This is a genomic window from Sphingobacterium kitahiroshimense (assembly GCF_025961315.1).
GTDB classification, from domain to species: Bacteria; Bacteroidota; Bacteroidia; order Sphingobacteriales; family Sphingobacteriaceae; genus Sphingobacterium; species Sphingobacterium anhuiense.
This window is the reverse complement of sequence record NZ_JAOQNK010000001.1, coordinates 2,156,059-2,181,646: the sequence shown is the minus strand read 5'-3', so window position 1 is coordinate 2,181,646 and position 25,588 is coordinate 2,156,059. Positions and strand designations below refer to the sequence as shown.

21 protein-coding genes are annotated in these 25,588 nt (G+C 36.0%); 11 read left to right on the top strand and 10 right to left on the bottom strand.

Translation table 11 applies throughout. The features are described from left to right. The first annotated feature begins 2 nt into the window (after positions 1-2). From M2265_RS09850 to M2265_RS09835, 4 genes are all read left to right on the top strand, one after another. The gene (locus M2265_RS09850; protein WP_132771860.1) at positions 3-3,095 is read left to right on the top strand and encodes an efflux RND transporter permease subunit; all 3,093 of its coding nucleotides are present in this window, start codon (positions 3-5) and stop codon (positions 3,093-3,095) included. A 180-nt stretch (positions 3,096-3,275) separates the two neighbouring features. Then, positions 3,276-3,554 carry a hypothetical protein gene (locus M2265_RS09845; protein WP_264599352.1) on the top strand — a complete coding sequence of 93 codons (279 nt, stop codon included), beginning with the start codon at positions 3,276-3,278 and terminating at the stop codon, positions 3,552-3,554. Positions 3,555-3,891: 337 nt separating this feature from the next. Further along, positions 3,892-4,221, top strand: coding sequence for a hypothetical protein (locus M2265_RS09840; RefSeq protein ID WP_132771859.1), 330 nt, complete (start codon positions 3,892-3,894; stop codon positions 4,219-4,221). A 1,999-nt stretch (positions 4,222-6,220) separates the two neighbouring features. Beyond that, positions 6,221-7,135: a carbohydrate kinase family protein gene (locus M2265_RS09835; RefSeq protein WP_132771858.1), complete on the top strand. Its 915-nt coding sequence runs from the start codon at positions 6,221-6,223 to the stop codon at positions 7,133-7,135. Between the two features lie 69 nt (positions 7,136-7,204). Here the strand turns inward: M2265_RS09835 and M2265_RS09830 are convergent, their stop codons facing one another. Then, positions 7,205-7,564: a VOC family protein gene (locus M2265_RS09830; RefSeq protein WP_021191545.1), complete on the bottom strand. Its 360-nt coding sequence runs from the start codon at positions 7,562-7,564 to the stop codon at positions 7,205-7,207. Between the two features lie 400 nt (positions 7,565-7,964). Between M2265_RS09830 and M2265_RS09825 the strand changes: the two genes are divergently transcribed. Together M2265_RS09825 and M2265_RS09820 are read left to right on the top strand one after the other, a co-directional pair. Beyond that, the gene (locus M2265_RS09825) at positions 7,965-8,756 is read left to right on the top strand and encodes a hypothetical protein (RefSeq protein ID WP_132771857.1); all 792 of its coding nucleotides are present in this window, start codon (positions 7,965-7,967) and stop codon (positions 8,754-8,756) included. Positions 8,757-9,023: 267 nt separating this feature from the next. Further along, on the top strand, positions 9,024-10,223 hold the full coding sequence (locus M2265_RS09820; protein ID WP_132771856.1) for a hypothetical protein: 1,200 nt from the start codon (positions 9,024-9,026) through the stop codon (positions 10,221-10,223). Between the two features lie 9 nt (positions 10,224-10,232). On the opposite strand, the gene M2265_RS09815 is transcribed toward M2265_RS09820, so the two are convergent. After that, complete coding sequence (locus M2265_RS09815) at positions 10,233-11,015, bottom strand: patatin-like phospholipase family protein (RefSeq protein WP_021191549.1); 783 nt, start codon at positions 11,013-11,015, stop codon at positions 10,233-10,235. 543 nt (positions 11,016-11,558) lie between these two features. Here M2265_RS09815 and M2265_RS09810 point away from each other — a divergent pair. The 3 genes from M2265_RS09810 (at position 11,559) to M2265_RS09800 (ending at position 16,074) form a co-directional block, all read left to right on the top strand. Continuing rightward, a complete protein-coding gene (locus tag M2265_RS09810; protein WP_132771855.1) occupies positions 11,559-12,440 on the top strand; it encodes a GLPGLI family protein in 882 nt (293 codons plus the stop codon). An 84-nt stretch (positions 12,441-12,524) separates the two neighbouring features. Then, positions 12,525-13,400 (top strand): GLPGLI family protein, encoded by an 876-nt coding sequence (locus M2265_RS09805; RefSeq protein ID WP_132771854.1) that lies wholly within the window; start codon positions 12,525-12,527, stop codon positions 13,398-13,400. 1 nt (position 13,401) lies between these two features. Next, positions 13,402-16,074, top strand: a complete 2,673-nt coding sequence (locus M2265_RS09800) for a TonB-dependent receptor (protein WP_132771853.1) — start codon at positions 13,402-13,404, stop codon at positions 16,072-16,074. Between the two features lie 20 nt (positions 16,075-16,094). On the opposite strand, the gene M2265_RS09795 is transcribed toward M2265_RS09800, so the two are convergent. The 8 genes from M2265_RS09795 to M2265_RS09760 form a co-directional block, all read right to left on the bottom strand. After that, on the bottom strand, positions 16,095-16,610 hold the full coding sequence (locus M2265_RS09795; RefSeq protein ID WP_132771852.1) for an STM3941 family protein: 516 nt from the start codon (positions 16,608-16,610) through the stop codon (positions 16,095-16,097). A gap of 33 nt (positions 16,611-16,643) precedes the next feature. Beyond that, positions 16,644-17,351 (bottom strand): LytR/AlgR family response regulator transcription factor, encoded by a 708-nt coding sequence (locus M2265_RS09790; RefSeq protein ID WP_021191555.1) that lies wholly within the window; start codon positions 17,349-17,351, stop codon positions 16,644-16,646. After that, positions 17,344-18,522: a sensor histidine kinase gene (locus M2265_RS09785; protein WP_021191556.1), complete on the bottom strand. Its 1,179-nt coding sequence runs from the start codon at positions 18,520-18,522 to the stop codon at positions 17,344-17,346. The genes M2265_RS09790 and M2265_RS09785 overlap by 8 nt, the downstream gene beginning before the upstream one ends. Positions 18,523-18,671: 149 nt before the next feature. Further along, the gene (locus M2265_RS09780; RefSeq protein ID WP_031289233.1) at positions 18,672-19,409 is read right to left on the bottom strand and encodes a type II CAAX prenyl endopeptidase Rce1 family protein; all 738 of its coding nucleotides are present in this window, start codon (positions 19,407-19,409) and stop codon (positions 18,672-18,674) included. Positions 19,410-19,786: 377 nt separating this feature from the next. Continuing rightward, positions 19,787-20,419, bottom strand: a complete 633-nt coding sequence (locus M2265_RS09775; protein ID WP_132771851.1) for a DJ-1/PfpI family protein — start codon at positions 20,417-20,419, stop codon at positions 19,787-19,789. Positions 20,420-20,440: 21 nt separating this feature from the next. Then, positions 20,441-21,415: a GlxA family transcriptional regulator gene (locus tag M2265_RS09770; RefSeq protein WP_132771850.1), complete on the bottom strand. Its 975-nt coding sequence runs from the start codon at positions 21,413-21,415 to the stop codon at positions 20,441-20,443. 305 nt (positions 21,416-21,720) lie between these two features. Continuing rightward, positions 21,721-22,962 (bottom strand): GTP-binding protein, encoded by a 1,242-nt coding sequence (locus tag M2265_RS09765; protein ID WP_021191560.1) that lies wholly within the window; start codon positions 22,960-22,962, stop codon positions 21,721-21,723. A gap of 82 nt (positions 22,963-23,044) precedes the next feature. Then, complete coding sequence (locus tag M2265_RS09760) at positions 23,045-23,251, bottom strand: hypothetical protein (protein WP_021191561.1); 207 nt, start codon at positions 23,249-23,251, stop codon at positions 23,045-23,047. 344 nt (positions 23,252-23,595) lie between these two features. On the opposite strand from M2265_RS09760, the gene M2265_RS09755 reads away from it, so the two are divergent. Both M2265_RS09755 and M2265_RS09750 read left to right on the top strand, forming a co-directional pair. Continuing rightward, positions 23,596-24,225, top strand: a complete 630-nt coding sequence (locus M2265_RS09755) for an RNA polymerase sigma factor (protein ID WP_021191562.1) — start codon at positions 23,596-23,598, stop codon at positions 24,223-24,225. A 50-nt stretch (positions 24,226-24,275) separates the two neighbouring features. Further along, positions 24,276-25,472, top strand: a complete 1,197-nt coding sequence (locus M2265_RS09750) for a FecR family protein (RefSeq protein ID WP_132771849.1) — start codon at positions 24,276-24,278, stop codon at positions 25,470-25,472. Positions 25,473-25,588 lie beyond the last annotated feature (116 nt).

Below are 25,588 nucleotides of genomic sequence, written 5' to 3'. Positions count from 1 at the left end.
GTATGCAAAAGTTAGTTCAAAATATCGTGACCTTCTCGTTGCGAAATACAACCTTTATTCTTTTTGCAACCTTAGCATTGCTGTTTGGAGGTGTTTATGCGCTACGACACACAGCTATTGAAGCATTTCCCGACGTAACGAGTACCCGTGGCCGTATTATTACACAATGGCCTGGAAGAAGTGCAGAGGAGATGGAAAAGCTGGTTACTTTGCCTATATCAAAGGTGATGAATAGTATCCCGCATAAATCCAACATTCGTTCCATATCTTTATTTGGATTATCAGTTGTTACGGTCCAATTTGAAGACGGAGTTGATGATTTTTATGCACAGCAATATGTTTCCAACAAATTAAGCGGGGTCAATTTACCCGAAGGAGCAAGTGCTGAGATTGAACCTCCTTCGGGTGCAACTGGAGAGATTTTTAGGTATGTGATTAAAAGTGATCTTCCATTGAAAGAAGTAACCGCTATTCAGGACTGGGTAATTGAACGTGAGTTGCTTTCTGTACCTGGAGTTGCCGATGTTGTGAGTTTTGGTGGTGAAGAGAAGACTTATGAAATCAAAATTAATCCGACAGAACTCAAAAATTTCGACCTTTCTCCATTAGATGTCTATGAGGCTGTATCGAAATCAAATGTGAATGTCGGTGGTGATGTCATCGAACAGGGAAGTCAGGCTTATGTAGTACGTGGAGTAGGTCTATTGGATAAAATTGAAGATATTGGGAATATCACAATCAAATTAAACGGTTCTACGCCAATATTGATTAAAAATGTTGCTGAAGTCGTTGTTTCGCATAAACCTCGTCTGGGGCAGGTAGGATATAACGAGAACAATGATATGGTTGAAGGAATTGTGGTTATGTTGCGTGGAGAAAACCCCTCAGCTGTTATTGAAAATCTGAGAACAAAAATTACAGAACTTAATGAGCGGACATTACCTGATAATGTAAAGATTGAAACCGTTATCGACAGAACCAAATTGGTGGACAATACGGTGAAAACAGTATCTAAAAATCTGGTCGAAGGTATTCTGTTGGTTTCACTGATTGTATTTATCTTTCTTTATAATTGGAAGTCCACCTTTATTGTTGCTTCGGTCATTCCGCTTGCATTCCTGTTTGCTATTATCATGCTGAAAATTCAAGGACTGCCGGCCAACCTAATATCTATGGGTTCTTTAGATTTTGGTTTATTGCTTGAAGGGACGCTTGTTATTGTAGAGACTGTATTTGTAGCCATGGCTACGTTATCACACAAAGTAGGACCCGAGCGTTTTGCTAAAATGAGTAAGCTAGGGGTGATCAAGAAAAGTGCTGGTAGTGTAGCTTCTTACATCTTCTTTGCATTGATTATTCTGATTGTTGCACTACTGCCTATTTTTTCTTTTCAAAAAGTGGAAGGAAAAATGTTTACTCCTTTAGCATTTACGTTGGGTTATGCTTTACTTGGTTCTCTGATATTAAGTTTGACCTATGTTCCAGCGATGTGTAAATTGTTGTTTACCAAAAATATCGACGAGAAAGAAAATGTGATCACCCGATTTTTTCAGAAAACAATTTTCGGGATGTATGCCGTGGCATTCCGTTATAAAAGAACAACCATAGGTCTATTTTTAGGTATTTTAGCTTTATGTCTTTTCAAATTTATGCATTATGGATCCGAATTTTTACCCAAACTCAATGAGGGAGCGATTTACATCCGTGCAACACTGCCCAATAGTGTCAATTTGAAAGAATCTACCCGTTTGACCGCAGAAATGAAAGATTTAATGCAAAAAGATTGCGAAGAAATCGATTTTATTTTGACGCAAACAGGTCGGCCAAATGATGGGACAGATCCGACGGGGTTCTTCAATATTGAGTTCAATGTTCAACTGAAAGATGCCGGCGAATGGAAAAGAAAAGTATCTAAAGAAGATATTATTCAAGAAATGCGTACCAAATTGCATCATTATCCCGGTATTACATTTGGATTCAGTCAACCGATTCAAGACAATGTCGAGGAATATGTCGCAGGTGTGAAGAGCTCTTTGGTTATCAAAATTTTTGGTGATGATCTCTATGATTTAGAAAAATATGCCAATAAAGTAGCCACATCTATTGCAAAAGTTAAGGGTATAGCCGATATCAATGTGTATAAGAATATCGGACTGCCAGAACTCAAAATACAGTTGCACGATTCCAAGATGGCAAAATATGGGATTCAGACTCGAGATGTTCAGGCTGTTATTGAAATGACGATCGGAGGACAGGCTGCGACAACTTTTTATGAAGGTGATCGACAGTTTGATGTCATCCTTCGTTTTCAAGAAGCTTATCGTGATACCCCAACTAAAATTGGTCAAATTTTAATACCGACCAGTAACGGACAGAATATCCCATTGCAGGAGATTGCGAGTATCAATTATCAAACGGGGCCTGCATTTATATATCGTGAAGGCAATAGCCGCTATATCGGTGTCGGATTTAGTATCGATGGCCGTGACTTGGGAAGTACGATTGCAGAAGCGAAGCAGGTAGTAGCCGCAGAAGTAAGTCTACCAAAAGAAAATCATATGGAGTGGGCAGGAGAATTTGAAAGTAAAGAGCGTGCCGCTAAACAGTTAGCTTTAGTAGTTCCTATCTCTTTAGTGCTGATTTTATTATTACTGTATGCCAATTTTGGAAATATAAAAGATACAGCCATTGCTTCTCTCACATTACCTTTTGCCTTTATTGGAGGGTTTATTTCACTATGGGCCACAGGCACCATCTTTGGGATATCAGCAGGTATCGGTTTCATCATTTTATTTGGAGTGGCTACGATTGATGGTATTGTACTTATTGGTGTTATCAGAGATAACCTCAGACATAAAATGAAGTTGAAAGATTCCATTATACATGGTGTCCGAAGCCGGATCAGGCCTGTTGTTATGATCGCTTTAATGGGGTCAATGGGTTTATTGCCCGCAGCTTTATCAACAGGTATGGGTTCTGAAATCCAGAAACCACTTGCCATTATGATCGTAGGTGGACTGCTGATTTGTCTTGTACTGTCATTTACTATTTTACCAGTTGTTTTTTATCTGGCTTATCGCAAAGAGAAGGTCTAAGGGCAATTAGCTTTTTAACTAAAAGATCTCCAATAGTTTCGTGCTTTTGGAGATCTTTTTATGTAGAATAAGGTGATGCCGATCAATCTGAAGAGCTTACCTTAAAACCTATCTTTTTTCTTTCTTTTGGAAGAGGTTCTTCTAGTGAATGTTGACATCAAACAATTGCTATTTCCGTTTATGATTTTGTGTTTGGTCTTAGTGACATCTATTACCAAGCGCATCCATTTACCTGATATCGCCAATACCCGAGCTGAACCTGGTGAAAAACGAGAAAGGAGCATCCGGTCATTTCGACATTTTGCCTTAGGGGTAGTGGCTATCTTTTTTTATGTTGGGACAGAAGTTGCTATTGGAGCTAATAGTAATCTTCATGCTTTTGAATGGGAAGAATATAGACAACGGATACTTAACGATCTCAACAAGTACTTCGGAATAGAAGAGAACTTAGAAAGATAAATAATAGTAAAAGGTAGTCGCAAAGTATTGAACATAGTAGGTAAATCTTTCGACTTGATTTTTAGGGAACAGCGGATGATGATCATGAAAGCTAAAGTTGTCGTTGAAGAAAACTAAGCATTAATCTTAGAAAAATATTAAAATAGAATTTCTACCTGTGAACTCCGGATGCCCCCGAGGTATAATTGACACATTAAACATGTCAATAATACCTCGAGATGAAAAGGGGCGGTTTAATGCCTAAAAAATCAAAATAATAAACAAAACTATACACGATATAATCAAGCTCTGGGGATATCTCCGTAAGCTATTGAAATCTGATGGGAAAGGATTTCTGTTGAGTAGAAAGCAGGAGGAATTACCTGAATATCCTGTAACTAAAAATGTAGTAAATAATAATATTGCAGAAGCAACTAATGTAATTTTTAGCAGTAAATGTACCTTCGGTGAAGGTTCGCTTATTGTTGGGGATAAGGTTATAGCTGACTCAGGACTGGATTACTATTTCTCTGGCTATTTATTGCTAAATAAGCAAAGAATAAGCAATAAAACAGCAGAGAATAAGCAGGCAAGGTGTAATGCAGGTCATATGCAGAAGCCTAGAATTATCAAAGAAACGGCCTATAAATGGCAACGATTCGGTAATCAAATACCAAACAAACGGTAATGGATTAGCAATAAATAAGCGGACAAAGACCATCGCAAAGAGATCAAGCAGAATAAATTCTGATTTTTTCTTAACCAATTTAACACCAACTTCTAAGTTTCTTCGACTGAGCTTCGAGTCGGCATCGGTATTTCATCGGCTACAGTGCATGAAAAGTCGAAGCACGGTCGAACAAAAGTCAAGTGGAAGTATAAAAAGAGGTGAAGAAAAGGAAAAAAAAGTTAGTAGAAGTTTGCTGGATGTGGCAAAACAGCAAATCAACGCATTGTCCGGGAGGTACACGCTATATACCTGCTTTTAACCTGTTTCGGACCTTGTTTTATTTCCGGCTGTCGATGCACAAGGGAAAGGACGGTGTAGCTACTTTGCAAGTGTTGTGCAGTTACTGGGAAACTTAGTACGAGGTTCAAAGAAGGCTAAAACAAACGCTGATCAAAATAGTCGTTTTCCGCATCATTGTCGATCTATTTGTAAGATCTCGCTCAAGAGGGTTTGGTGTGTAGCTCAAGCGTCCGTAATGCGTATGCTAAGTACTGGTAAAGCATGGATAGTGCGTAAAACGGTACCCGTTTACGCACTACTAACGCACTATCAACGCTTTATCTATGCTTCATCCATACTTAATCCCTACATTGAAAGCGCTTTATTTAAAATAAGAAGTTTTAAGCGATTGATTTCATTTAGTCAGGTCCTATGGCTGGTTTTGCGTTAATAATCTGTCTAATCGCTTAAAAAGCTTTTCAAATCAAATGCATGGGAGTGTAAGAGATGTTGTGAATGAGCGTTTTGGAAAGCGGTTGCTAAAATAAAGGTTTTCAGCAGTGTTGCTTTTATTGCAGTTGATGACTTTCGGATCGGTATCCAAACAATTCCTGAGTAAGCAGAATTATGTGTTGCAGGGAAAGGTTATTTCTGCTGTAGATAAAAAGCCGTACACGCTCTATGCGGGCGTGTTGAATCGGATAATATGAAGACATCGACCAATAAAGATGGCATGTTCAGTATGACCGTATCCCAACGCAATGGTAAAGTGAAGTTGACTTCTGTCGGCTATAAAACCCAAGAGTTGAATTATAATTAAAGTATATTATTGCACATGCAACTAAACCATTTGTAAGATCAGATTGAAGAGGTGGAAGTGGTGTCTGTCGGGTGCCAAAAATACCTAAAGAAAGAATGACAGGGAAGTTGGTTCTATATTCTTACAATCTTAAGAAGAGTGAGGCGCTGAATTTACCAGGTGATATGGGGGTGTTGCTGGTAGGAAGATTGTATAGTTTTTGTTTTCAGGTATATATACTTTTTATCGGCCCTAATATGGATATTGATAAAATATAGACTCGTAAAGTACGGATTTATAAAAATATTCCTTTAGTAGCTTTTGTAGAAGAAATGAGCCGTTTGGAAGGGTTTACGATAAAGCGATGGGATTGTGTACCCAAGAATTAGTTAGTCACGGTAGCCGTATATTATCAGAGCGCTAAAGAAGAGGTTTATAGTGCTATTAATGATTTTGGGGTGCTTTTTACGAGGAGAAAGGAATATTTAGTTTTTGCCCTGAAGATGAGAAAAATAAGATCGCAATGATTGAAAGCAGAAAACATGATAAGCAGTTTTAAACAGTTTTTAGACATGGTGATTTACAGGATTGAAATTAATGAAGTAGTCGAGAGACAAAAATGCCGAGCAACCGGTAAGGTACGGTTTAACAGTAAAGCGGAATCGACTTTCTTTATTCATTGGCTTAAATAGAGGATTCTCAAATGGTTGGAAAAATCTGCGTGGCGGAAGCTCCGTAATAAGGGATTTGGAACGAAAAGTTCAACTTCACGATATGTATACTTCTGTGAAGGATACCACAGCACAAAAGAGCATCCATATGATTATCAAAAGAAAAATAAAATCGACAATAGGAAATATTTTGATAAATTAGTGTATACTGAGAGTACGGGGGGATGTGAATGAGTGGTAGCTCATTTTTTGGAAATAAGAAATTGGAATGATCGATAAAAAAAATAAAATAGCCTGTTTCGGCGAAGTACTGTGGGACATATTCCCTGGAGGAGATAGAAGAGCTGGGGGAGCCCCCTTTAATGTCGCTTATCACTTGTCTAAAATGGGGGTTGAGGTCAATATGATAAGCAGCGTAGGAGATGACGAATTAGGTCGTGAATTGCTGCAGAAAATCGAAGATTGGAAAATACATTCTACTGGCATACAGGTGAATAGTGCTTATCCTACGAGCACAGTTGTTGCGACTATCGATGAACATAATGATGCACATTATGATATTGTCCGGGAGGTTGCATGGGATTATATTGAAGTGAATGCTATTAATCAAGCAATGGTTAATGAATCGGATGCATTGGTTTTTGGTACACTGGCCACTCGTAATACCCAGTCTAAGAATACATTATTTGAGTTGCTTGAAAATAGTTCTTACAATGTATTTGATATCAATCTGCGAGCGCCACACTATGATATACATGTGATAAAAGATCTGTTGCATAAAACACAGTTAGCAAAATTTAATAAAGCCGAGTTACGTATGATGATTGACTTTATGGGTAAGTCCTATACGACAGAAGAGGATTGTGTAAGTTTCCTACAGGACACTTTCGGGATGAACGAAGTTATTGTATCCAAAGGAAGTAAAGGAGCACTCTATGCTGATCATCATGATTTTTATTCCATATCGACGATCCCTATTGAAGTAAAAGATACTGTTGGTAGCGGAGACTCCTTTTTGGCGGGATTTTTATCAAAAAGGTTTGAAAAAGGAAGTTCAGCAATTGAAATTATGAATCAAGCTGTTTCACTGGGAGCATTTGTTACTGCTCGAGAGGGAGCATGCCCAGATTATTCTAAGGCAGATTTTATTGCTTTTCAAAAAGAATCAGCACATAAAGATTAGATGTTAAGCTATTATTTTCATGCAGGCCTGTGTTTATTTGATTCATCAATACAGACCTGCATGTTTAGTTTATTCTGACCAAACTGCCAGCTCATTGCCATCTGGATCTATAAATTGAAATCGTCTCCCACCAGGGAAGCTGAAGATTTCTTTTGTTATTATACCACCAGCTTTAATTACTTTTTCAAGAGTTGTTTCAAGAGCTTTAGAGTAAAGGATAATTAATATACTTCCCTTTACAGGAGTTCCTAAAGTAAAACCACCATCAATATATTCACCTTCAAATGCAGTGTAGTGAGGTCCATAATCGGTAAAAGTCCAACTGAAACATGCTGTATAAAAATTTTTGATCTGTTGAAGATCTTGAGATAAAAATTCAATATATTGGATCTGTTCGTGCTTGAGTTTTTGTGTAGGTGTATCTTTCATAATTTTTTTGATTATAGATACAAATATAATGTACTATACTTATTTAATTCTGAAAAAAAGACGATGATTGCACCTCTTCTTAAGTGATCAATAATTCTATGTAATTTACGCGATGATTTTAGAATAAAGAATATTTATAGATCAAGTTAATCTGATTAAGCTTTTATAGAAAGGGACACTTATAGGTTCATTTTAAGAATTCTTTTCGACAGTTTAATATTCTTCAAGTTGTCTATTTAGTATAACTTTTTTTATTTTAATGGAAACGCCACGAATTGTAAGTGATGGTTTACAAATTGTAAATGCTTCGTGTTTTAGTCTTGTCGATTTTTATTTTTGGCCAATAAATTGTTATCAGTGAAATAGTAATTTGAATACTAGAAATACAACCGAAAATAAGATGGATCGAACCAATTCTAACTCAAGTCAATTTCAGAGCTCGGATAATTTGCCGGAACCGAAACCTAAATCAAATAAAAAAACTATTTTTTGGGTAGTTCTCATCATTGCCTTACTCGCGATAGTATGTTTTATTGCTTTTCAATTTGGAGTTTATAAACAGCGTCAGGAAGTTTATACAGAAGAGATCGCATATCCCGCTGATAGTGTTTTTGTAAATGGATGGGCTAGTCAAGAAGATTATGCATATTGGAAAAATGCGGTTTTTACAATACCTGAATATAACGATATTCCTGTTCCATTTCAAAGGGCTATCGTAAAGATTTTTATGGACAATAAGTTCATGCAAAATGAAGATAACATTCAATATTTTTTCACAAAAATTAAAGATCGAGCACCTAAAGTAATTGCATATGGCAATTTTACTGGTCAAGGGGATAAAGAAATGGCTTTTCTACTTGAAAAACAAGATTTTGCCAGTAGTGCCATTTTCATTATAACTGATCAAGGTAATCTCCTGTACTGGAAAGAATTAAGTTCCGAGTTGCCGACCATCAAACGATTTGCAAAAGGCGCACTAATATATTTGAATGATATGAAGCTTGTTCCTGCACCAACTGATGGTATAATAAAGCAAAACAAAAACTCAAAATATGTGCTGATTTATAATCGTGAGACGAAAACCTTTGATGAACATTATCAATATACAGATGAGGATGTTAAAAATTCAAAACACGAAATGGAAGGTGATGAGGAAACAGTAGAAGAGGTCGATACCGCTGTTGTCGAATAGCCACAGTGTTTTAATGTATTTTTATAAAAAGCCATTGTTTGTAAAATGATACTTAACTATATATACTCATCAGTGCACCGATTGAATAAGGTCACAACTGAATCTAGCAATGAATTAAAATCATGTAATAAAGACTCGCAGATCGATTCGATAAAGGCTCATCATAAAGAGGGTCTATTAGATGGTAAATGAAGATGCCTCCAAAATATAGCTTCAGCATATCTTGAAATTAACCGTACTCTATTGAACTTTTATAAAAAATATACAATGAAATTACTTCACTATTATTTTATTGCTACTGTGCTATTGATATGCATTTCTCAAAGTGGAAGTGCGCAAAGCAAAAAAACGAAAAAAATAATAAAAAAGGAGATCCTTAAACCGATTAAGAAACAAATTGAACCACCGGTTGTGGTGGGAAAAATAACTGATTCTATTTTTGCAGAAGTGCCTCCTATGATTGCATCTCCGATAAAAAATAATGATCTAGAAAATGATATCGCTGACAATGCTAAAGCCGCCCGTGAGAAAAAGTCTTATGATAAACCCTTTCAATTTTGGCCATCTATATATACGGTGATACATGAAGATTATCAGACATATTTGAAAAAGAAAAGATCGGCATTGAAAAACTATAGTACAGGGAAATTTTCGAATATGAATAAACCTGTACTGAAGTCAGTAAATGAACTTTGCTACGTCTTAGAGAATAATAAAATGGACACGGTTCGTTATTATGGCGATGGATGGAACGAACGTAAAGTATATGATAGCAATGGCATTCTGACTCATCTTTATGTTATTTTTGAAGATGAGAAGACTAAGCAAGATAGTGCTTATCTCACTACAGAGTACTTTTACAGTGGAGCACAATTAAAACTAAAATTATTTTTTTGGTGGGAGACAGGTCAAAAAGAAGCTGAAGAAGAACTGGAATATAATGACGAAGGGGAACTTTGGAAAGTATACTATACTTCTTTAGATAAAAACGGTGATGAAGTGATCGAGGAGGGCAGAGGCTTTCGGACGCTCTATAAGTACGAGGATCATAGACAGATTGAAGAAAATTATGAACGTGTCGAGGATGCTATGAATGAATTTGTCTTAAGTGAAACAATTTATAAAACACTTGGTAATGGCGGAGTGCTTATTGAAAGTAAAAAAGTAGAGTGGCCACAGAAAACTCCATCTATAATTACCCGTTATAAATACGATGCCAAAGGGAACAAAATTTTTTCAGGAGATCAAAACTCTTCTTACACCTATCAATATAATGAACAGGGGGATGTTGTCTCTTCCATTTACAAAACCGCAGATCCTAATTATGGTAGTACAACTACCTATTCTTATATATATGATCAGAACAACAACTGGGTGATGAGAGAAGAGGTTGTTATTGATAAAGATCAAGAAACGACAACAGAAAAAGTGTTTTTATGGAAGCGCGAGCTTTCTTATCATGATTAAAACTAGCTATTAGCCGAGTTCTTTCTGGAGATTTAAAAATTCTTTCTCAAATTTTTTCGCGTAGTTATATCCGAATTCATATATCTGATTCACTCTACTTGTGTCAAATGTTTTAAACTGATTGATTTCCTCAGGCTGTATAAATATATCGCAATCGCCAGGAGCTTCAGCCTTAATGTTTGAGGTTGTAATTCGGATAATACGTTCCACAATCTGCTTGTAGTTCAGTCGTCCTTCGGAACGGTTGACCGGATTCACATTGATGCCGATACTTTTATTGCATGTTGCTTTAATCTGCTCCACCGGAAAGTTATTTAATATTCCGCCATCACATAAGTAACGGTTATTTTTATAAGCTACCGGCTGAAATACCAGAGGAAAACAGCAGGAAGATTTAATAGCAAAAGATAGTGAGCCTTGGTTGAAGATAAGAGACTCCGCATTGGTTAAATCTGTAACAGCAACATATAGGGGCATTTTCAAGCTTTCGAAGCTGTCGTGCGGAATATATTTTTTAATGATTTTTTCAAAAATATCTGCACTGAACAGGCCATCAGTTCTAATGGAGAAGTCGGAATAGGTGAAGAATTTTTCCTGTTTTACCAACTCCAATATCTCTAGCGGAGCGTATCCTTCAGCTATAAACGCACCGACCAAAGCTCCTGCACTCGCTCCTGAAATAGCATGAAGCTGTATGTTCAGTTCCTGAAGATATTGGAGTATGCCCAAATGGGCGATTCCTCTAAAGCCACCACCGGAAAGCGTAATTCCTATTTTGTTATTTACAATCATTTAAATTTTATTGTAAGAATTCCTAATACTAATAAAAAAAGCAACGATCCATATTCACTAACTATTGAATGTAGTCTGTTGTTAGATTTTAAGTAGGTTTTTCCAGGCTGTATTTAATTATTAAATTTCTCTTATCATTGATTTCCACATTTGCCAAGGATATCTTGACATATAAAACTAGCAAATAAAATCATACGATCAAAAAGCTGTTATCATAATGCTTGCTGTTCTACAATAAGACAAGTCTATTTTTTACTTTGCATTGATGTCTGTTATATAAGCCTACGGTTAGTCCGTGATCTTCATTGTACAACGACAAAGATGATGAGCTAAGCGCTATATATTCTATATAAATGGCTATAAAGATTATTATTAAACTGTTATAAGGAGATCACTAAATATTGATAATTATAAATGTGAAGACATGTGATTTGATTTTATTTATCAATGAATCAGTTATTTATATATTTATTTTATGATTTTCCTTAATGAGTATTTGTTAATTACGAATATTTCGTAAGTTTACAAATAAATCGTAAAATTATGAAGAAAATCTTATTAACCACATTCATTTCATTCAGCCTGCTCTCTCTTCATGCACAAGAAAAGGCAATTGCTAAAATACATTACATCTTTAAGCATGTTAATGATACCACACAAAAAGACAAACATATACGTGATGAAGTTGCTACTTACCTTGGTAAACAAGCTAGTTATTACACCAGTTATTCTAGTACTAGAATGCAAGAACAGACTTCAAAAATACTATCAGCTCCGGATTTTGATGGTAATTTAGTGATTTCCAGATCGACTAGTGGTATCAAGGAATCTTATCTTTTAGAACCTTCGAAGTCCAAGATGGTAGAAGTAAAACGTGTTGCATCTGATGAGTTTTTATTAGAGACTACTTATCCTAAGCAGGATTGGGATATAGAAGATGAAACCAAAGTAATTGGTGGATATACTTGTCAAAAAGCAACTACAACTTTTGCTGGTCGTCATTACACCGCTTGGTTTACAACAGATATTCCTTTTTCTTTTGGACCTTGGAAATTGCATGGCTTACCAGGACTGATCTTGGCGGTAAAGGATGACAAGAGTGAGGTGGAATTTGAATATTCTGGCTTTGATAAATTAACTGATGATGTACAAGTGAAAATTGGAACTCCTGCAAATGCAATTTTGTCTAAAAAAGATGAAGTAGAGAAATTAGAGCAGGCTTTTAAGGCAAATCCCAGTGCCTATATGCAAACCAGATCTAGCCGAAGATCTACAGGCGCTGGTGTTTTTGTTAGCATTAGTGGCGCGAGTTCATCAGCTCCAGCTATGGATGCTTCAAAAATTAAATCGATGACTATTAAGAATGATGATGATTATAAGCCCTCTTCTGTGATCAATAATCCACTCGAGTTAAAACCGTATTAAAAACCCTAAAATTATTCGAATCGGAATATAATACTTTGGCTTCGTTACGCCTTATTCTTAATTCAACTGCTTTAGACCAAAAAAATGAAAAGAAATCTATTCATCGTATTGATGTTATTAACGGGGATCACTGTTAAGGCTCAAGAAAAGGCAATTGCGAAAATTCACTACCTCTTTAAACACGTTAATGATACAACACAACGAGATAAATATCGGAGAGATGAAGTCGTAACTTATTTAAGTCCCCAAACAAGCTATTACACAAGTTATTCATCTACTAGAACACAAGAACAATCTGCGCAACAGATGGATGCTCTAAATTTTGATGGTCATGTTATTGTTTCGAAATCCACTAGCGGAATAAGAGAATCTTATCTTTTAGAATCCTCTAAATCCAGTATGATTGAAGTGAAACGTGTAGCATCCGATGAGTTCTTGTTGGATGCAGTATATCCTAAACAAGACTGGGATATTCATGATGATACTAAAGTAATAGGCGGATATACTTGTCAAAAAGCGACAACGACTTTTGGCGGTCGACATTACACAACTTGGTTTACAACAGATCTTCCTTTTTCTTTTGGACCATGGAAATTACACGGCTTACCAGGATTAATTTTGGAAGCCAGGGATGATAAAAGTGAAGTTGAGTTCGAGTATTCTGGTTTTGATAAACTTGCTGATAGTGTTCAGATTACGATTGGTGCTCCGGTTGATGTTATTTTATCAGCACCTGAAGAGGTAGAAAAATTGTACAAGGCTTTTAAAACCAATCCAAAGGCGTATATGCAAACAAAATCGGGTGGTTCTTCCTCTATAAAAAAGAGTGGAGTTTTTGTAACGAGCGACGTGCCATTTTCAACTATCGACCCTAATAAAATTAAATCGATATCTATTAAAAATGATGATAATTATAAACCTTCTTCGGTCACTAATAATCCTTTAGAATTAAAACCATAATATGTTATTAAGATCTCTTACTGTAATATGCTATATACTTTGTAGTGCATGGGTTTTTGGGCAGCAGGTTGCCATTGAAGGGGTATTAGTAGATAAGGCGTCGGGAAAACCGTTAAATTATATCCATGTGGTACTGAAGTCAAGTGACCATAAATTGTTAACCTTTAAAGAAACAAATGAGAATGGGGCTTTTTCTTTAACTACATTGAAAGGTGTGGATGGAGCATATCTCGAGATCAACCACTTAGGGTATCATAAAAAAATAATTCCATTGACAGATCTTCGTACTAAAAAAACGATTGAACTTGAACAGAAAGCTGTTTTATTGGATGATGTTGAAGTCAAAAGTAGACCGAAGATCCGTCGAATCGGGGATACATTATCTTATGATGTTTCGACGTTTGCAAAGGATGAGGATCGTAGCATTGGTGAGGTTTTAAAACGCATGCCGGGTATTGAAGTTGGAGAAAACGGTGCTATCAAGTACCAAGGTAAATCTATTTCTAAGTTTTATATCGATGGAGACGATCTGCTGGATGATCGCTACTCTATCGGCACGAAAACTATTCCACATAAGATGGTAAAGGATATACAGGTACTGACCAACCACGAACATATGAAAGTGTTGAAAAATAAGCGTTTTACAGATAATGTGGCGATAAATCTGGTTATTAAAGACGATGCTAAGCTCAAGTTAACCGGTCAGGCTAAACTGGGAGCGGGAATGCCCAAGCAATATGATGCAGAAGTCAATACGATCTTGTTCAATAAAAAATATAAGGTATTGAATGTGCTGCAGGGAAATAATATAGGTAATGACTTGACTGGTGATTTTACTGGATTTAATCAAAGTTCCGTGTTTGCACAAATGGGGTATTCACCTATAAATAATTTGCTTGCTGTAGGGACTGTTGGTGGTCCTCCTGTAGCAAAATCAAATTATTTTATGAATAATACAGTGGCTTTAAATGCAAATAATCTATTGAATATAAAAAATGGTTTGCAACTGAAGTCGAATGTACAGCTCTTGTATGATAAGAATAATACCACTTTTCAAGGAAAAACAAGCTATTTTTCGGAAGAAGGAGATTTTGTATTTGATGAAAACCAATATACAGAAACAGCGGAATGGCTAGCAGCATTTCGGTTGTCATTGAACAAGAACATGGAAAAGCGTTATATCAATAATACGTTCTCGTTCGAATATGAAAAAGAAGATCGGCGCGCCACAATAGGGAGTAATGGAAATACTATTTTCGGGAATTTGAACCATAAAATTAGAGGCTTTTCTAATCAATTGGAATGGGTTCCTCAACTTAAAAATGGAGATATTGTGCAGATCAATTGGTATATGAATTACGCCAATAAACCACAGACCTTAGCTTTTTCTCCTGGTCTTTTTCCGGATATCTTTGCTTCAGGAATATCATATGAACAAACACTGCAACATGTTGAAGTTCCCACAATTTTTACGAATGGTAGTATCGGATATAGGCTTCCCAAAGGAAAGATCAAACAATACTATACGCTGGGGGCAATGATGGAAGACCAAAAACTCAAATCGGGTATTGATCTCAATAAAGAAGGAATTGTAAAGGCTACAGATGTTGATTCTACGGAGAATAATATGCACTGGAATCGTTCATCGTTTTCTGTCAATGCAGACTATGAATGGAGTATTAATAGACTAGCCACAAAGTTGAGTTTGCCTTTATCATGGCAACACACCAGTTATATTGATGACGGTTTTAGTATCGATAATAGCCAGAATAATCTTTTATTTAATCCTTCATTTTCAGCTCGTTTGCAAGTACACCAAGAGAATGAACTTAGTTTTTCTTATCAGAGAGGCAATACTTTTGGAACTATCGAAAATGTGTATCGAGGTTTACTGATTAGAAATTACCGGACTTTATCGACTAATAGTGGTGGGATCAATGAAAATAGGAGCAATAATTTTGGATTAAACTATAAGTTAGGTAAAACAATAAAACTGCTATTTTTTAATTTTGGATTGGGCTACAACCAATCCATATCAAGTACAATGCTTTCTAATGTAATCAATGAGGAGTCGACTCAAACACAGCTGATCGCCCAAGAAAATGAAGTGAAGTCCTATAGTGCTTCTGCTGGGATTGATAAATACATTTTTGCTTTATCGAGTACGGTGAAAATTGCTGCATCGTGGTCTTTGTCGGACTATAATCAGTTATTTAATGAGGAGATACTTCCATTTCAGAATACAAGTTATACGTTGAGGCCAAATATGGAATTTAAAATATGGAAGCAGTTGAACCTTTCTTATACTGGACAATTATCTTGGGTAAGTACGAAACAAAAGGGTGGATCTGATGAATTAAATAGAAATACATTTAATGCTTCACATCAAATGAGTTTACCGGTAAATCTATTTTCAAGCGTTCATTTGCGTTTAAGTGCTAGAAATACGTATTCCCATCAACCGGGATTGAAAGATTTTAATTATGTTTTCTTTGATACATTTTTACGCTATCGTCACAAGAAGTTGAAAACGGATTTTGAACTAAATTTGACGAATTTGGCAAATGTGAAGAAATTTGAAACCTATTACATATCGGCGAATATGCAGACTCATAATCAGTATGAACTACGAGGCAGGATGGCTGTTTTAAAAGCGGTGTTTAATTTTAAATAATAGTTGATCTAAAGGAAGTTTTACCCTTGACGGTTATTTTTAGCCAACCTCGACCGCAGTAAGGTTAAAAGCTGTTGTTCTGAGATCGCTAAGACATCAACATCGATCCAAAGTAAATCTGGTTTTGACCTAAAAAGGCGACCTATTTTATTTAAAGCAGTTAAGTATGTCGTACGTTTAACTTGGTCATATTTTTTTTCGTTCCTAACTTTGATAAAGATTTGATTTTGGGTACGAAAAAAGCCAGATTCAAAACTTTGAATTTCTTCCCAAGGAATAAAAATGGATGTATCAGCGGTGTTATTTAATATACCTTGTTCCTCAATGCTTAATCCTGGTCGGCCATTTTTATGATCGATCCAGAATTTTATCTTGTGAAAATATAAAATATGTAAAGTTATGCATATTAAAAATATTAGTATGGGGGCATAGCTATTGGACGAGGTATAAAAGATGAAAAGTAATAGTACAATAAATGCAATACAAAGGAAAATGCCTGTCATAATATTGCTCTTCTTAAATTGTATATCTACCATAAGGATCTCTTTTAAATATTAAAATTATCTTTTTTATTTGATGCCCAATAAGGTGAAAAACTCCTCCTTTTTGTTTACAGCGATCGCTATTGATTTGCCATTGGTTAATTCGATCATATTTCCGGTAACTGTTTTTACAGCTTCTATGTTGAGGATAAACGACCGCTGAATACGAAAAAATAGTTGCTTATCAAGGATTTCTTCCATGGATTTGAGCGTAGCTTGTGTGGTATATGTTTTTTCGTAAACAACGATTTTTAGATAATCTCCTTGGGATTCAATGTACAGAATTTCATGCAATAAGATCTTCACTAATTTTCCTTCTGATTTTATAAATATACGATCAGGTCTTGCTTCTTGTATCTTTGGAGTTTTACCGGCCAATACACTTTCTTTGGCTCTATTTACTGCTTTTAAAAAGCGATCGAATCGAACGGGCTTAACTAAGTAATCTGTTACCCCAGCATCAAAACTATCCAATGCGAAATCACGATGTGCGGTAATAAAAATAATAACAGGTGGATTGACCAAGGCATTTACCAACTCCATACCATTAATTTTCGGCATCTGGATATCGCTAAACATGATGTCAACAGCATTACTTTGTAAATACAGCAATGCTTCTACAGGATCTCCAAATGAGCCGACAAGCTTAAGGAAGGGTATTTCTTTTACAAATGATTCTATAATTTCTCTACCAAGTGGTTCATCATCGGTGACGATACAGGTGAATTTATCCATAATTTGCTAAATCTATTTTTAAGTTGACGATAAATTTATTTTGTAAATGCTCTATTTTGAGTTCGTGTTTATTGGGATATAACAATTGAAGTCTCTTTTGTAAATTAGATAGACCTATACCACCAAAGTTTTTTGTCGGGACAAAGTCTTCAACATCATTCTCAAGATGAAAGTAAAAATGATGATCCTTAACTTTTATCGTCAAATATATAAGCTGTTCTTTATTATTTTTGAGTCCGTACTTAAAAGCATTTTCAATACATGTAAATGTTAAGAGAGGAGCGATGTATAAACCTAATAATGCACTTTCTTCAGGAAGATCAAATTGGATCTTTTTATCTACCGGGTATCGCATTTTTTCGAGTTCACCATAGTTTTTTATAAATTCCAATTCTTTCTGCAAGGATACTTTTTCCGTGTTAGACTCATAAAGTGTATAACTCATAATGTCCGAAAGACTTACAATCACCTCTGGCGTAGTGGGATCTTTCTTAATTGCAAGACCATAGAGATTATTTAAAGTATTGAATAGAAAATGTGGATTAAGCTGTGCTTTTAAAAAATTCTTTTCAATATTGATATTCTCAATTTCTAATGAAGCTTTTTCGTTTTGAATTTTTAAGGTTTTACTGTATAATTTTGAAATTTCAAATAGAATTTTGACAAAAAAGAAAGGCGATAGAATTGAAATGACAATGAATGCTTGTGAAATCATGCGTTTTACAGATACGGCTTGTAAGAACGTCTGATCGGCACTCATCTTAATAGCATTCTTTAGTTCTCCATTTTCTATTTCAAAGCCCAGCGCATGGTAGATTAGGGAGAAAAAATAGGTAGTAGCAATCCAGATAAATAGCAATATCGGCAAACTAATGACTAGAAGTAAAATGATCTTATTCTTGCTACCGGATAAAATCTTGGGAAGTAACACATAAAAGAACAGATAGAAAACGAGCATATTAACGCTTGTCATCCTAATGGTTAGGATGGTAGCATTAAAAAAAGAGAGTTTATATGCAAGTATGTAGCTCAACAGCAATAAGATGGAAAAAGTGAACCACATGCAGACATGAAGTAAAATTCGACTGGTTTTGCTGTATAAACTATCAAAATCAAATTCAGCTATTTTACTTGTTAAATAACTAGATAAAATTCTCGTATCCTGCGACATGATGTTTGTTTAAATGATCAACCAAATATAGTTTTTTGAACGAGTTATAGGATTACTTTTCATATAAAAAGAGAATTGCTTATGGTATTTACGATCGCTTGTTAGCAGATTCATGATTCACCTATTGCCCTATTTCAGCATATGTTCCACTATAATATTCGTATCAGTGCATTCAATACATTGACCATATTGTGGCCTATTATGGGATAAATCAGATTACCTGTAAATTTCCTTAGCAAGCCAAGACTTAACGAAGATATCAGCGTGAGGTAGATGATGGTTATGATATCAAATTTGAGTTGATGATCTTCCGTTAACACAAGACCATGTGCAACACTGAATAGCAGGGTCACGATAATAAATCCCCAGCCAAATGAGATGCCTTTGATATTCCATTGGGGAGTAAAAGCTTGATCAAGAAGCCAAAAGCAAATGCCTCTAAAAACTAATTCTTCGGTTAAGCCTGGCATTGTAGCCTGGAAAGCGAATGCCTCAAGATCAAAATGACCTCCTTTAGGGAATAAGATAAATTTGAAAATCAAATCAAAAAGTAAGAATCCAAGGAATATGGATATACCGAATTTCACCTGTTTCTTTGCATTACTTTTCGAGGTGAATCCGATCTGCTCACGATGGGTTTTGCTTACCGAGAAAATGATGGTCAGCGATAACAATAAACTCAATATTTTACCGATCCATGAAAATTTAAGGCCGATCGAATCAAGGCTAAAATATTGTCTGCTAAAATGTTGGATATAACAATCCGTTAAAAAATAGACGATAAAAAGGATTAAAAATTTTGTATTTACTTTTTTCGTTTTGGCAAAAGCAATAGCCATTAATGGTAGCATCAAAGAGATCCAAATAAGCGGTGTGAATAGTGACATATCTTTTAATTTTTCTTAAAAATATGTGAATGCAGCATTCGATGAAATTTCTACCGATGAAAAGGTGGAATCAGCCGATGGAAGGTGTTTTTTGATCGATAAAGGAATTGCATACAACGCTGATCAATGGTTTAAAGCACGATCAAAAAAGTTAGTAATGGGCAAAATCACTTCATGCGACATGAAGTGATTTTTAAAATAACCTAACTAGCTCTTCAAAAACTGAAAGTAAAATCCACAGGGTATGCGTTTAAAGGAATTGAGCAATCCTTTAATTGATGTTATTTTACTTGATGTAAGAAAGAATGGATAGGTGAAGTGATCATGTAAAGACTGTTTTTCAATCTTATACGATACGATTATCCAGGTAAGTGAGCTTAATGAATTTGCAATTCTGCTTTATACTCAAAAATTTCAATAATCTGTTGAGCCACATCCTGACCAAGGATATCTGTCACCATATATAAGGCTGCATCTATACCCGCTGTGATGCCTGCAGTAGTTAATAAGTCACCCTGATCAATATATCGAGGCCCTGTTACAACTTGACTGTCCGGATTTAGTTCTTGTAACAGATCTGTCATCATAAAATGACTGGTAATAGATTTTCCATCTAAAAGCTTAGTATTCGAAAGTAATAGCGCACCTGTACAAATACTGGCAATTACAGTATCACGTTGTGCCTGAGCTGTAACCCATGCTGTGAATCGGGATTCAAAATGCTCGTCTTTGAATAATTTGATAATTGTTTCAGGAAATGCTCCAGGTACGATAATCAGATCTGCTTGTGGACAATTATCAATTGTATAATTAGGAATAATTTGCATGGTATTGGATTCTGCAAATATAGGCGTAGTATCCAAGGCAACAGTATAACAATTAAAGCTGTTTGGTATTATTATATTTGCTTTTACAAATACATCTAAAGGTCCGTTTAGATCTAATACTTCTACTTGGTCAAAAACAAAAAATGCAATGTTTTTGATAGTTTTATCTTTGTTGATCTCCATTTTTGAAAAGGTATTTATGAATTAATGTTGAAATGTTTTTCGATACTGTATTGCACTAATTTTATAGTATTTATAAAACAGCTTGTTTAAGGAGCTGACCTGATCATAGCCGCATTGAACACTGATAATCGTTAAGGTGTCAGCAGTGTAAGCAAGTAGTTGTTTTGCTTTTTCTAAACGTATTTTTTCGATAAATTGTCCAGGCGGAAAACAAGTTTCTTTTTTAAAGACCCGTGAAAAATTACGGGGACTCATGTTTACTGCGGATGCTAGTTGTTCAAGATTTAATGTTTCTTCAATACGTGCATTAGCATAGTGATAAACTTTTTGAACAAGTTCACTCATATTTTCAACAGCAGGTAATTCTTCAGAAAAAAGTGATTGATCCGAGAGTCTATGTACTCCAAATACCAGATGTTTGGCCACCTGTATGGTTATGTCCCGCCCCACATCTTCTTCAACTAAATGTAATGCCAAGTTGATTCCAGAAGTGATCCCGCCAGAGCTATAGATATTGCCATCCTTTAAAAAAATAGATCGGGCGTCAACATGAATTTCAGGATACATACTTTTAAGCAGACCTGCATATTTCCAGTGTGTGGTCACTGTTTTATTTTTCAGCAGGCCGCTTTTGGCCATTAGAAATGTGCCGACGCAGATCGAAGCTAGGCGATTTACCTGCGGGTATATTTGCTTGAGCCATGTATAGGCCGTTTCATCAAGATTTTCAAATAAATTTGGGTGCGTGCCCGCAATGATCAAGGTATCTATAGGTGTTGTTATATTGAAAATACTTGCGTCGCATTGGAGCTTGATACCTGAATTTGATGTGACAGTTTCAGATTTTAATGCCGACAGGTAATGAAGCTGATAGGGTGCGCCATAACCTACTTTTTTTAAAATCTCATTGGCCGTATGAAAGACATCAGTAGGTCCTGCTACATCCAATAATTGTACATCTGGTAATATCAAAATGGCAATATTTTTCTTATCCATGTCTCAACGTAATTTGCATATTGATTAGGACAAAGGTACTCGATCGTAACAGGATCATCAATGACAATATGCTGTGTTATCGTGCCATTTTTTTTGATAATTTATTTAAAGCTTATGGATATACTTGAATGGTTATTTCATTATTTTGATCCGTTCAGGATGTGAGCTTTTTAAAATAAAACCTGCTATCAGGTCAATTTTATGATGAAGGGGGTATCTGCATGTTGAAGTCCGATGATAATAAAATTGCATGGAGCATACTTATGCTACCATGCTATTTTATTTTTTCACTGATCTTCTCCACTTTATATATTTGTTGGAAAAGGATCTTCGAATAGGATGTTTTTATCAAACAGATAAAACTCATCTTCTTGGAGTAAGCATTTTTCCAGATCCAGCATTACTTTTTTTTCGTTTATGTCTTGTCCGATAAAGACAAGTTCATTTATCCTGTCGCCCCATTGTTTACTCCAGCGACTTTCAATATAGTCTTTGTTGGCTACATAACTTTCAAACTGTATGCGTTCAAAGTAAGACATGCTGCTCCACCACACGCCAGCTGTTTCTAGGCGTGAAGATCCGCCTGCCTGAGAAAAATTTAAAGCTTCATCCCGACGAGAAGCTAGCCAAAAAAGACCTTTGGCACGTATAATACCTGCGGGATAGTTATGGTTTAAGTAATGCCAAAACCGTTCAGGATGAAAAGGTCTTTGATTTCTGAATACGAACGAACTAATCCCGTATTCTTCAGTTTCAGGAACATGATGCTCCGACTCCAACTCCTTTTGCCATCCCGCCGAAGTCTGGGCTTCATCAAAATCAAACAGGTTGGTGTTTAATATTGCTTTTGGACTTACCTTTCCAAAAACAGAACTGATAATATTTGCTTCTGGATTTAATTTGTGTATCGCAGCCTTTAAAATACCAACTGTTCCAGCATCCACCAAATCTGTTTTATTCAGGATGATGACATTGGCAAATTCGATCTGATCGGTAAGCAGGTTGACAATGGTTCGGTCGTCCCCCTCCATATCCGTTAGATTGCGATCCTGTAGCAGTTCATTTGTTCCAAAGTCCTTGAAAAAATTAAAGCAGTCCACTACCGTAACCATGGTATCAATGTAACTGAAGCGAGACAAGTCTATCCCATGTTCTTCGTCAACATAGGAAAAAGTTTGCGCTACCGGAATAGGTTCACTGATACCCGTACTTTCAATCAATAAATAATCAAATCGTCCTTCATTCGCAAGTTTTTCAACTTCAACCATGAGATCTTCACGGAGTGTACAGCAAATGCAACCGTTGCTCATTTCTACTAATTTTTCTTCCGTACGTGATAGTGTATTTTGATTTTCAACCAATCGTGCATCGACATTCACTTCGCTCATATCGTTGACAATTACTGCAACTTTTAAGCCCTCTTTGTTCTGCAAAATATGGTTAAGTAAGGTTGTTTTTCCAGCACCAAGGAAACCGCTTAATACGGTGACCGGAAGTTTCTTGCCGATGCTCAAAGCAGGATTTGATAAAGATGTTTCTGTCTGCATGTAGTTAATTCTTTAGAGTTTTATATTAAGCACTATCAATATGAGTAGAAGTATTCAGTTGTATTGCCTTGTTAATTTTAGCCTAAATCGAGCCTTCAACTATTTTTGTAAACCAGCCAATGATATTTTGATAATGTTGAAAACCATATAAGCGGATGAATTTTTTCGTTTCGGGCTTATCCAAATCATGGTAAACAGCAAGCCTCCTAGTTGCAAATTCTTTCGTAAGACTGATCTTGCAATCATTTACCAAACAGGTTTTCCATTGTTCAAATGTTTGAGGTATCATATATAATCTGTTTTCTGAATTGTTATACAAAAGCAAATATAGGAAATAATTACACTAAATGCAATTAAGTTGCATTTAGTGTAATTATAAAAAGTGAAGAAATAAATCTGGTACAAACCCAATATTATTAAAAAAATGCATGTTGATTCAAATGATCTATTGTTTTAAGTAAGGGGGGCAAATATTGTCGATGGGGCAATACAGGCAAGGTATGTGATGTTTGTTGCTAGCTTGTTTTTATGCTGCTCTTAGAGATGACATGATTTGGTTATTTATAATTAATGCTCTGTTAATATGCGTTCTATTTCTTTGTAAGGAATAGTTAACCGTATTATTTTGAATTTATGCCTCTTATAAAACGCCACGACCTGAAAGAACACTGGAATAAATTTGTTATCGAAGAATGTGAAGAAGCGTTTTATCAGATTTACGAATACTATCACCATTACCTAAGCTATGTCGGCACCAAACGTGGTTTTGCTATTGATATTATTCAAGATGCCATTAACGATGTCTTTCTTTATTTATGGGAAAATAGGATAAAAAGCAGTGCGATACAGAATCAGCATAATTACATTATTACCATATTTTTGCGCCAGCTATTCCGTGGCGACGCAAAAAAATACGAAATGATACCTACCATGGCTACTTTATTAGAAAACTGTGAGGTACCTTCTGTTGAAGATGGATTTATACAGCGTTATACGGAAGATGAGGTCGGTCGCTTTGTAAAAGAAAAAGTAGATGAGCTTGGCGAGAAGCAACGCTTGTTGATTTATCAGAAATTTTACCTTGGATTATCCTATCATGAGATCGCTGTTGCAAATGGTATTTCGATCAATACGGTCTACAACACCATCTATAAGTCTGTTGATAAATTACGAAATCTGTTGACTGAAGAACAAGAAACTTTCCTTAAAATAGCCATTGGCGCCCTTTCAACATTTTTTTTATTTTTTTTAGAAAATCAGTAGTGAAAAAAGCTTACTCCATGCTCTATTGATCAAATGAAGAAAAATAAAACATGGAAGAACTGAATCTGAAAGCATTATTAGCAGATGAGAGCTTCATTAACTATTGTAAAGGATACCCTGCTCATGATGTTGCCAAATGGGAGAATTGGCTTCAGGATCGTCCGCAGTATCGTAAAGAAGTTGAAGAACAGAAGCGTATCGTACAAGCGCTGGCTTATCATGCTACCGTTACGACTGCTGAAGATAATTATCTTCGACTTAAGAAGCGGATCGCTAAAAAAAATAAGAAACTGGATCCGGGTTTTCGAATTTCCTCATGGCTAAAGATCGCAGCTTCACTACTGCTCATCTGTTCCATCTCTTACTTGATTTTTCGTCAATCTTTCCTGTCTAAGCCTGATAACAATACGCAAAGTTTAGTGATACCGGGAGAAGATAAAGCTTTATTGACTCTAGCAGATGGTTCTACGATTTCATTAGATGAAGTTGCCGTAGGAACATTAGCCCTAGAAGGCGGAGTCCGTGTAGAGAAAACAAAAAGTGGTCAACTTATTTACAGTGTTTCCGAATCCGAATCCAATAACAAGAATGCTTCCAATACCATTACTACTCCTAAAGGAGGGCAGTATCGACTTACCTTACCTGATGGCTCTAAGGCTTGGTTGAATGCTTCATCAACCTTACACTATCCCCTACATTTTGAGCATAACGAGCGCCGGGTAAAAATGACCGGTGAGGTATATTTTGAAATTGCCAAAATGGAAAAGCGTCAGCATGGTCGGGTCGAGCGTATCCCTTTTTATGTGGAAACAGCGCATCAGGAGATCCAAGTATTAGGTACGCATTTTAATGTGAACTCCTATCCCGATGAACCCGGAATAGTTACCACACTGCTGGAAGGAAGTGTGCGCGTAACTTCTTCTTTAAACGGCGAATCGATTCTGTTGCGTCCCGGACAGCAGTCATTCTTAGATAAACAGCTGGTCGTAAGTACGGCAGATGTCGAGCAGCAGGTAGCGTGGACTGCCGGAGATTTTGTGTTTAAAAGTGAGCCATTAACCAGTATCCTGCGCAAAGTTTCGCGCTGGTACGATGTGGATATCGTATGTCCACCACATTTAGGAAAACTCAAATTTGATGGCATCGTTTCGCGTTCTCAGCCCTTAACTGCTATTATGGATATGGTTGAAATAACGGGAAAAGCAAAATTGAAATTGATAGAAAGGAGGATTATTGTGACCGATTAATACCTCTATAATACCTGATCGGCTTTTAAAAAAGGCCAAAGGTGCTCGTAACACCTCTGGCTAGTGCGTTAAGCTGATCGATAACGTTGTGCGAACAAAATCATCAATTAATATTA

Bases quoted from the DNA above. Each gene is read 5' to 3' on its own strand.
- M2265_RS09850 (WP_132771860.1), top strand. From the start codon at position 3: ATGCAAAAGTTAGTTCAAAATATCGTGACCTTCTCGTTGCGAAATACA.
- M2265_RS09845 (WP_264599352.1), top strand. From the start codon at position 3,276: ATGATTTTGTGTTTGGTCTTAGTGACATCTATTACCAAGCGCATCCAT.
- M2265_RS09835 (WP_132771858.1), top strand. From the start codon at position 6,221: ATGATCGATAAAAAAAATAAAATAGCCTGTTTCGGCGAAGTACTGTGG.
- M2265_RS09830 (WP_021191545.1), bottom strand. From the start codon at position 7,564: ATGAAAGATACACCTACACAAAAACTCAAGCACGAACAGATCCAATAT.
- M2265_RS09825 (WP_132771857.1), top strand. From the start codon at position 7,965: ATGGATCGAACCAATTCTAACTCAAGTCAATTTCAGAGCTCGGATAAT.
- M2265_RS09820 (WP_132771856.1), top strand. From the start codon at position 9,024: ATGAAATTACTTCACTATTATTTTATTGCTACTGTGCTATTGATATGC.
- M2265_RS09815 (WP_021191549.1), bottom strand. From the start codon at position 11,015: ATGATTGTAAATAACAAAATAGGAATTACGCTTTCCGGTGGTGGCTTT.
- M2265_RS09810 (WP_132771855.1), top strand. From the start codon at position 11,559: ATGAAGAAAATCTTATTAACCACATTCATTTCATTCAGCCTGCTCTCT.
- M2265_RS09805 (WP_132771854.1), top strand. From the start codon at position 12,525: ATGAAAAGAAATCTATTCATCGTATTGATGTTATTAACGGGGATCACT.
- M2265_RS09800 (WP_132771853.1), top strand. From the start codon at position 13,402: ATGTTATTAAGATCTCTTACTGTAATATGCTATATACTTTGTAGTGCA.
- M2265_RS09795 (WP_132771852.1), bottom strand. From the start codon at position 16,610: ATGGTAGATATACAATTTAAGAAGAGCAATATTATGACAGGCATTTTC.
- M2265_RS09790 (WP_021191555.1), bottom strand. From the start codon at position 17,351: ATGGATAAATTCACCTGTATCGTCACCGATGATGAACCACTTGGTAGA.
- M2265_RS09785 (WP_021191556.1), bottom strand. From the start codon at position 18,522: ATGTCGCAGGATACGAGAATTTTATCTAGTTATTTAACAAGTAAAATA.
- M2265_RS09780 (WP_031289233.1), bottom strand. From the start codon at position 19,409: ATGTCACTATTCACACCGCTTATTTGGATCTCTTTGATGCTACCATTA.
- M2265_RS09775 (WP_132771851.1), bottom strand. From the start codon at position 20,419: ATGGAGATCAACAAAGATAAAACTATCAAAAACATTGCATTTTTTGTT.
- M2265_RS09770 (WP_132771850.1), bottom strand. From the start codon at position 21,415: ATGGATAAGAAAAATATTGCCATTTTGATATTACCAGATGTACAATTA.
- M2265_RS09765 (WP_021191560.1), bottom strand. From the start codon at position 22,962: ATGCAGACAGAAACATCTTTATCAAATCCTGCTTTGAGCATCGGCAAG.
- M2265_RS09760 (WP_021191561.1), bottom strand. From the start codon at position 23,251: ATGATACCTCAAACATTTGAACAATGGAAAACCTGTTTGGTAAATGAT.
- M2265_RS09755 (WP_021191562.1), top strand. From the start codon at position 23,596: ATGCCTCTTATAAAACGCCACGACCTGAAAGAACACTGGAATAAATTT.
- M2265_RS09750 (WP_132771849.1), top strand. From the start codon at position 24,276: ATGGAAGAACTGAATCTGAAAGCATTATTAGCAGATGAGAGCTTCATT.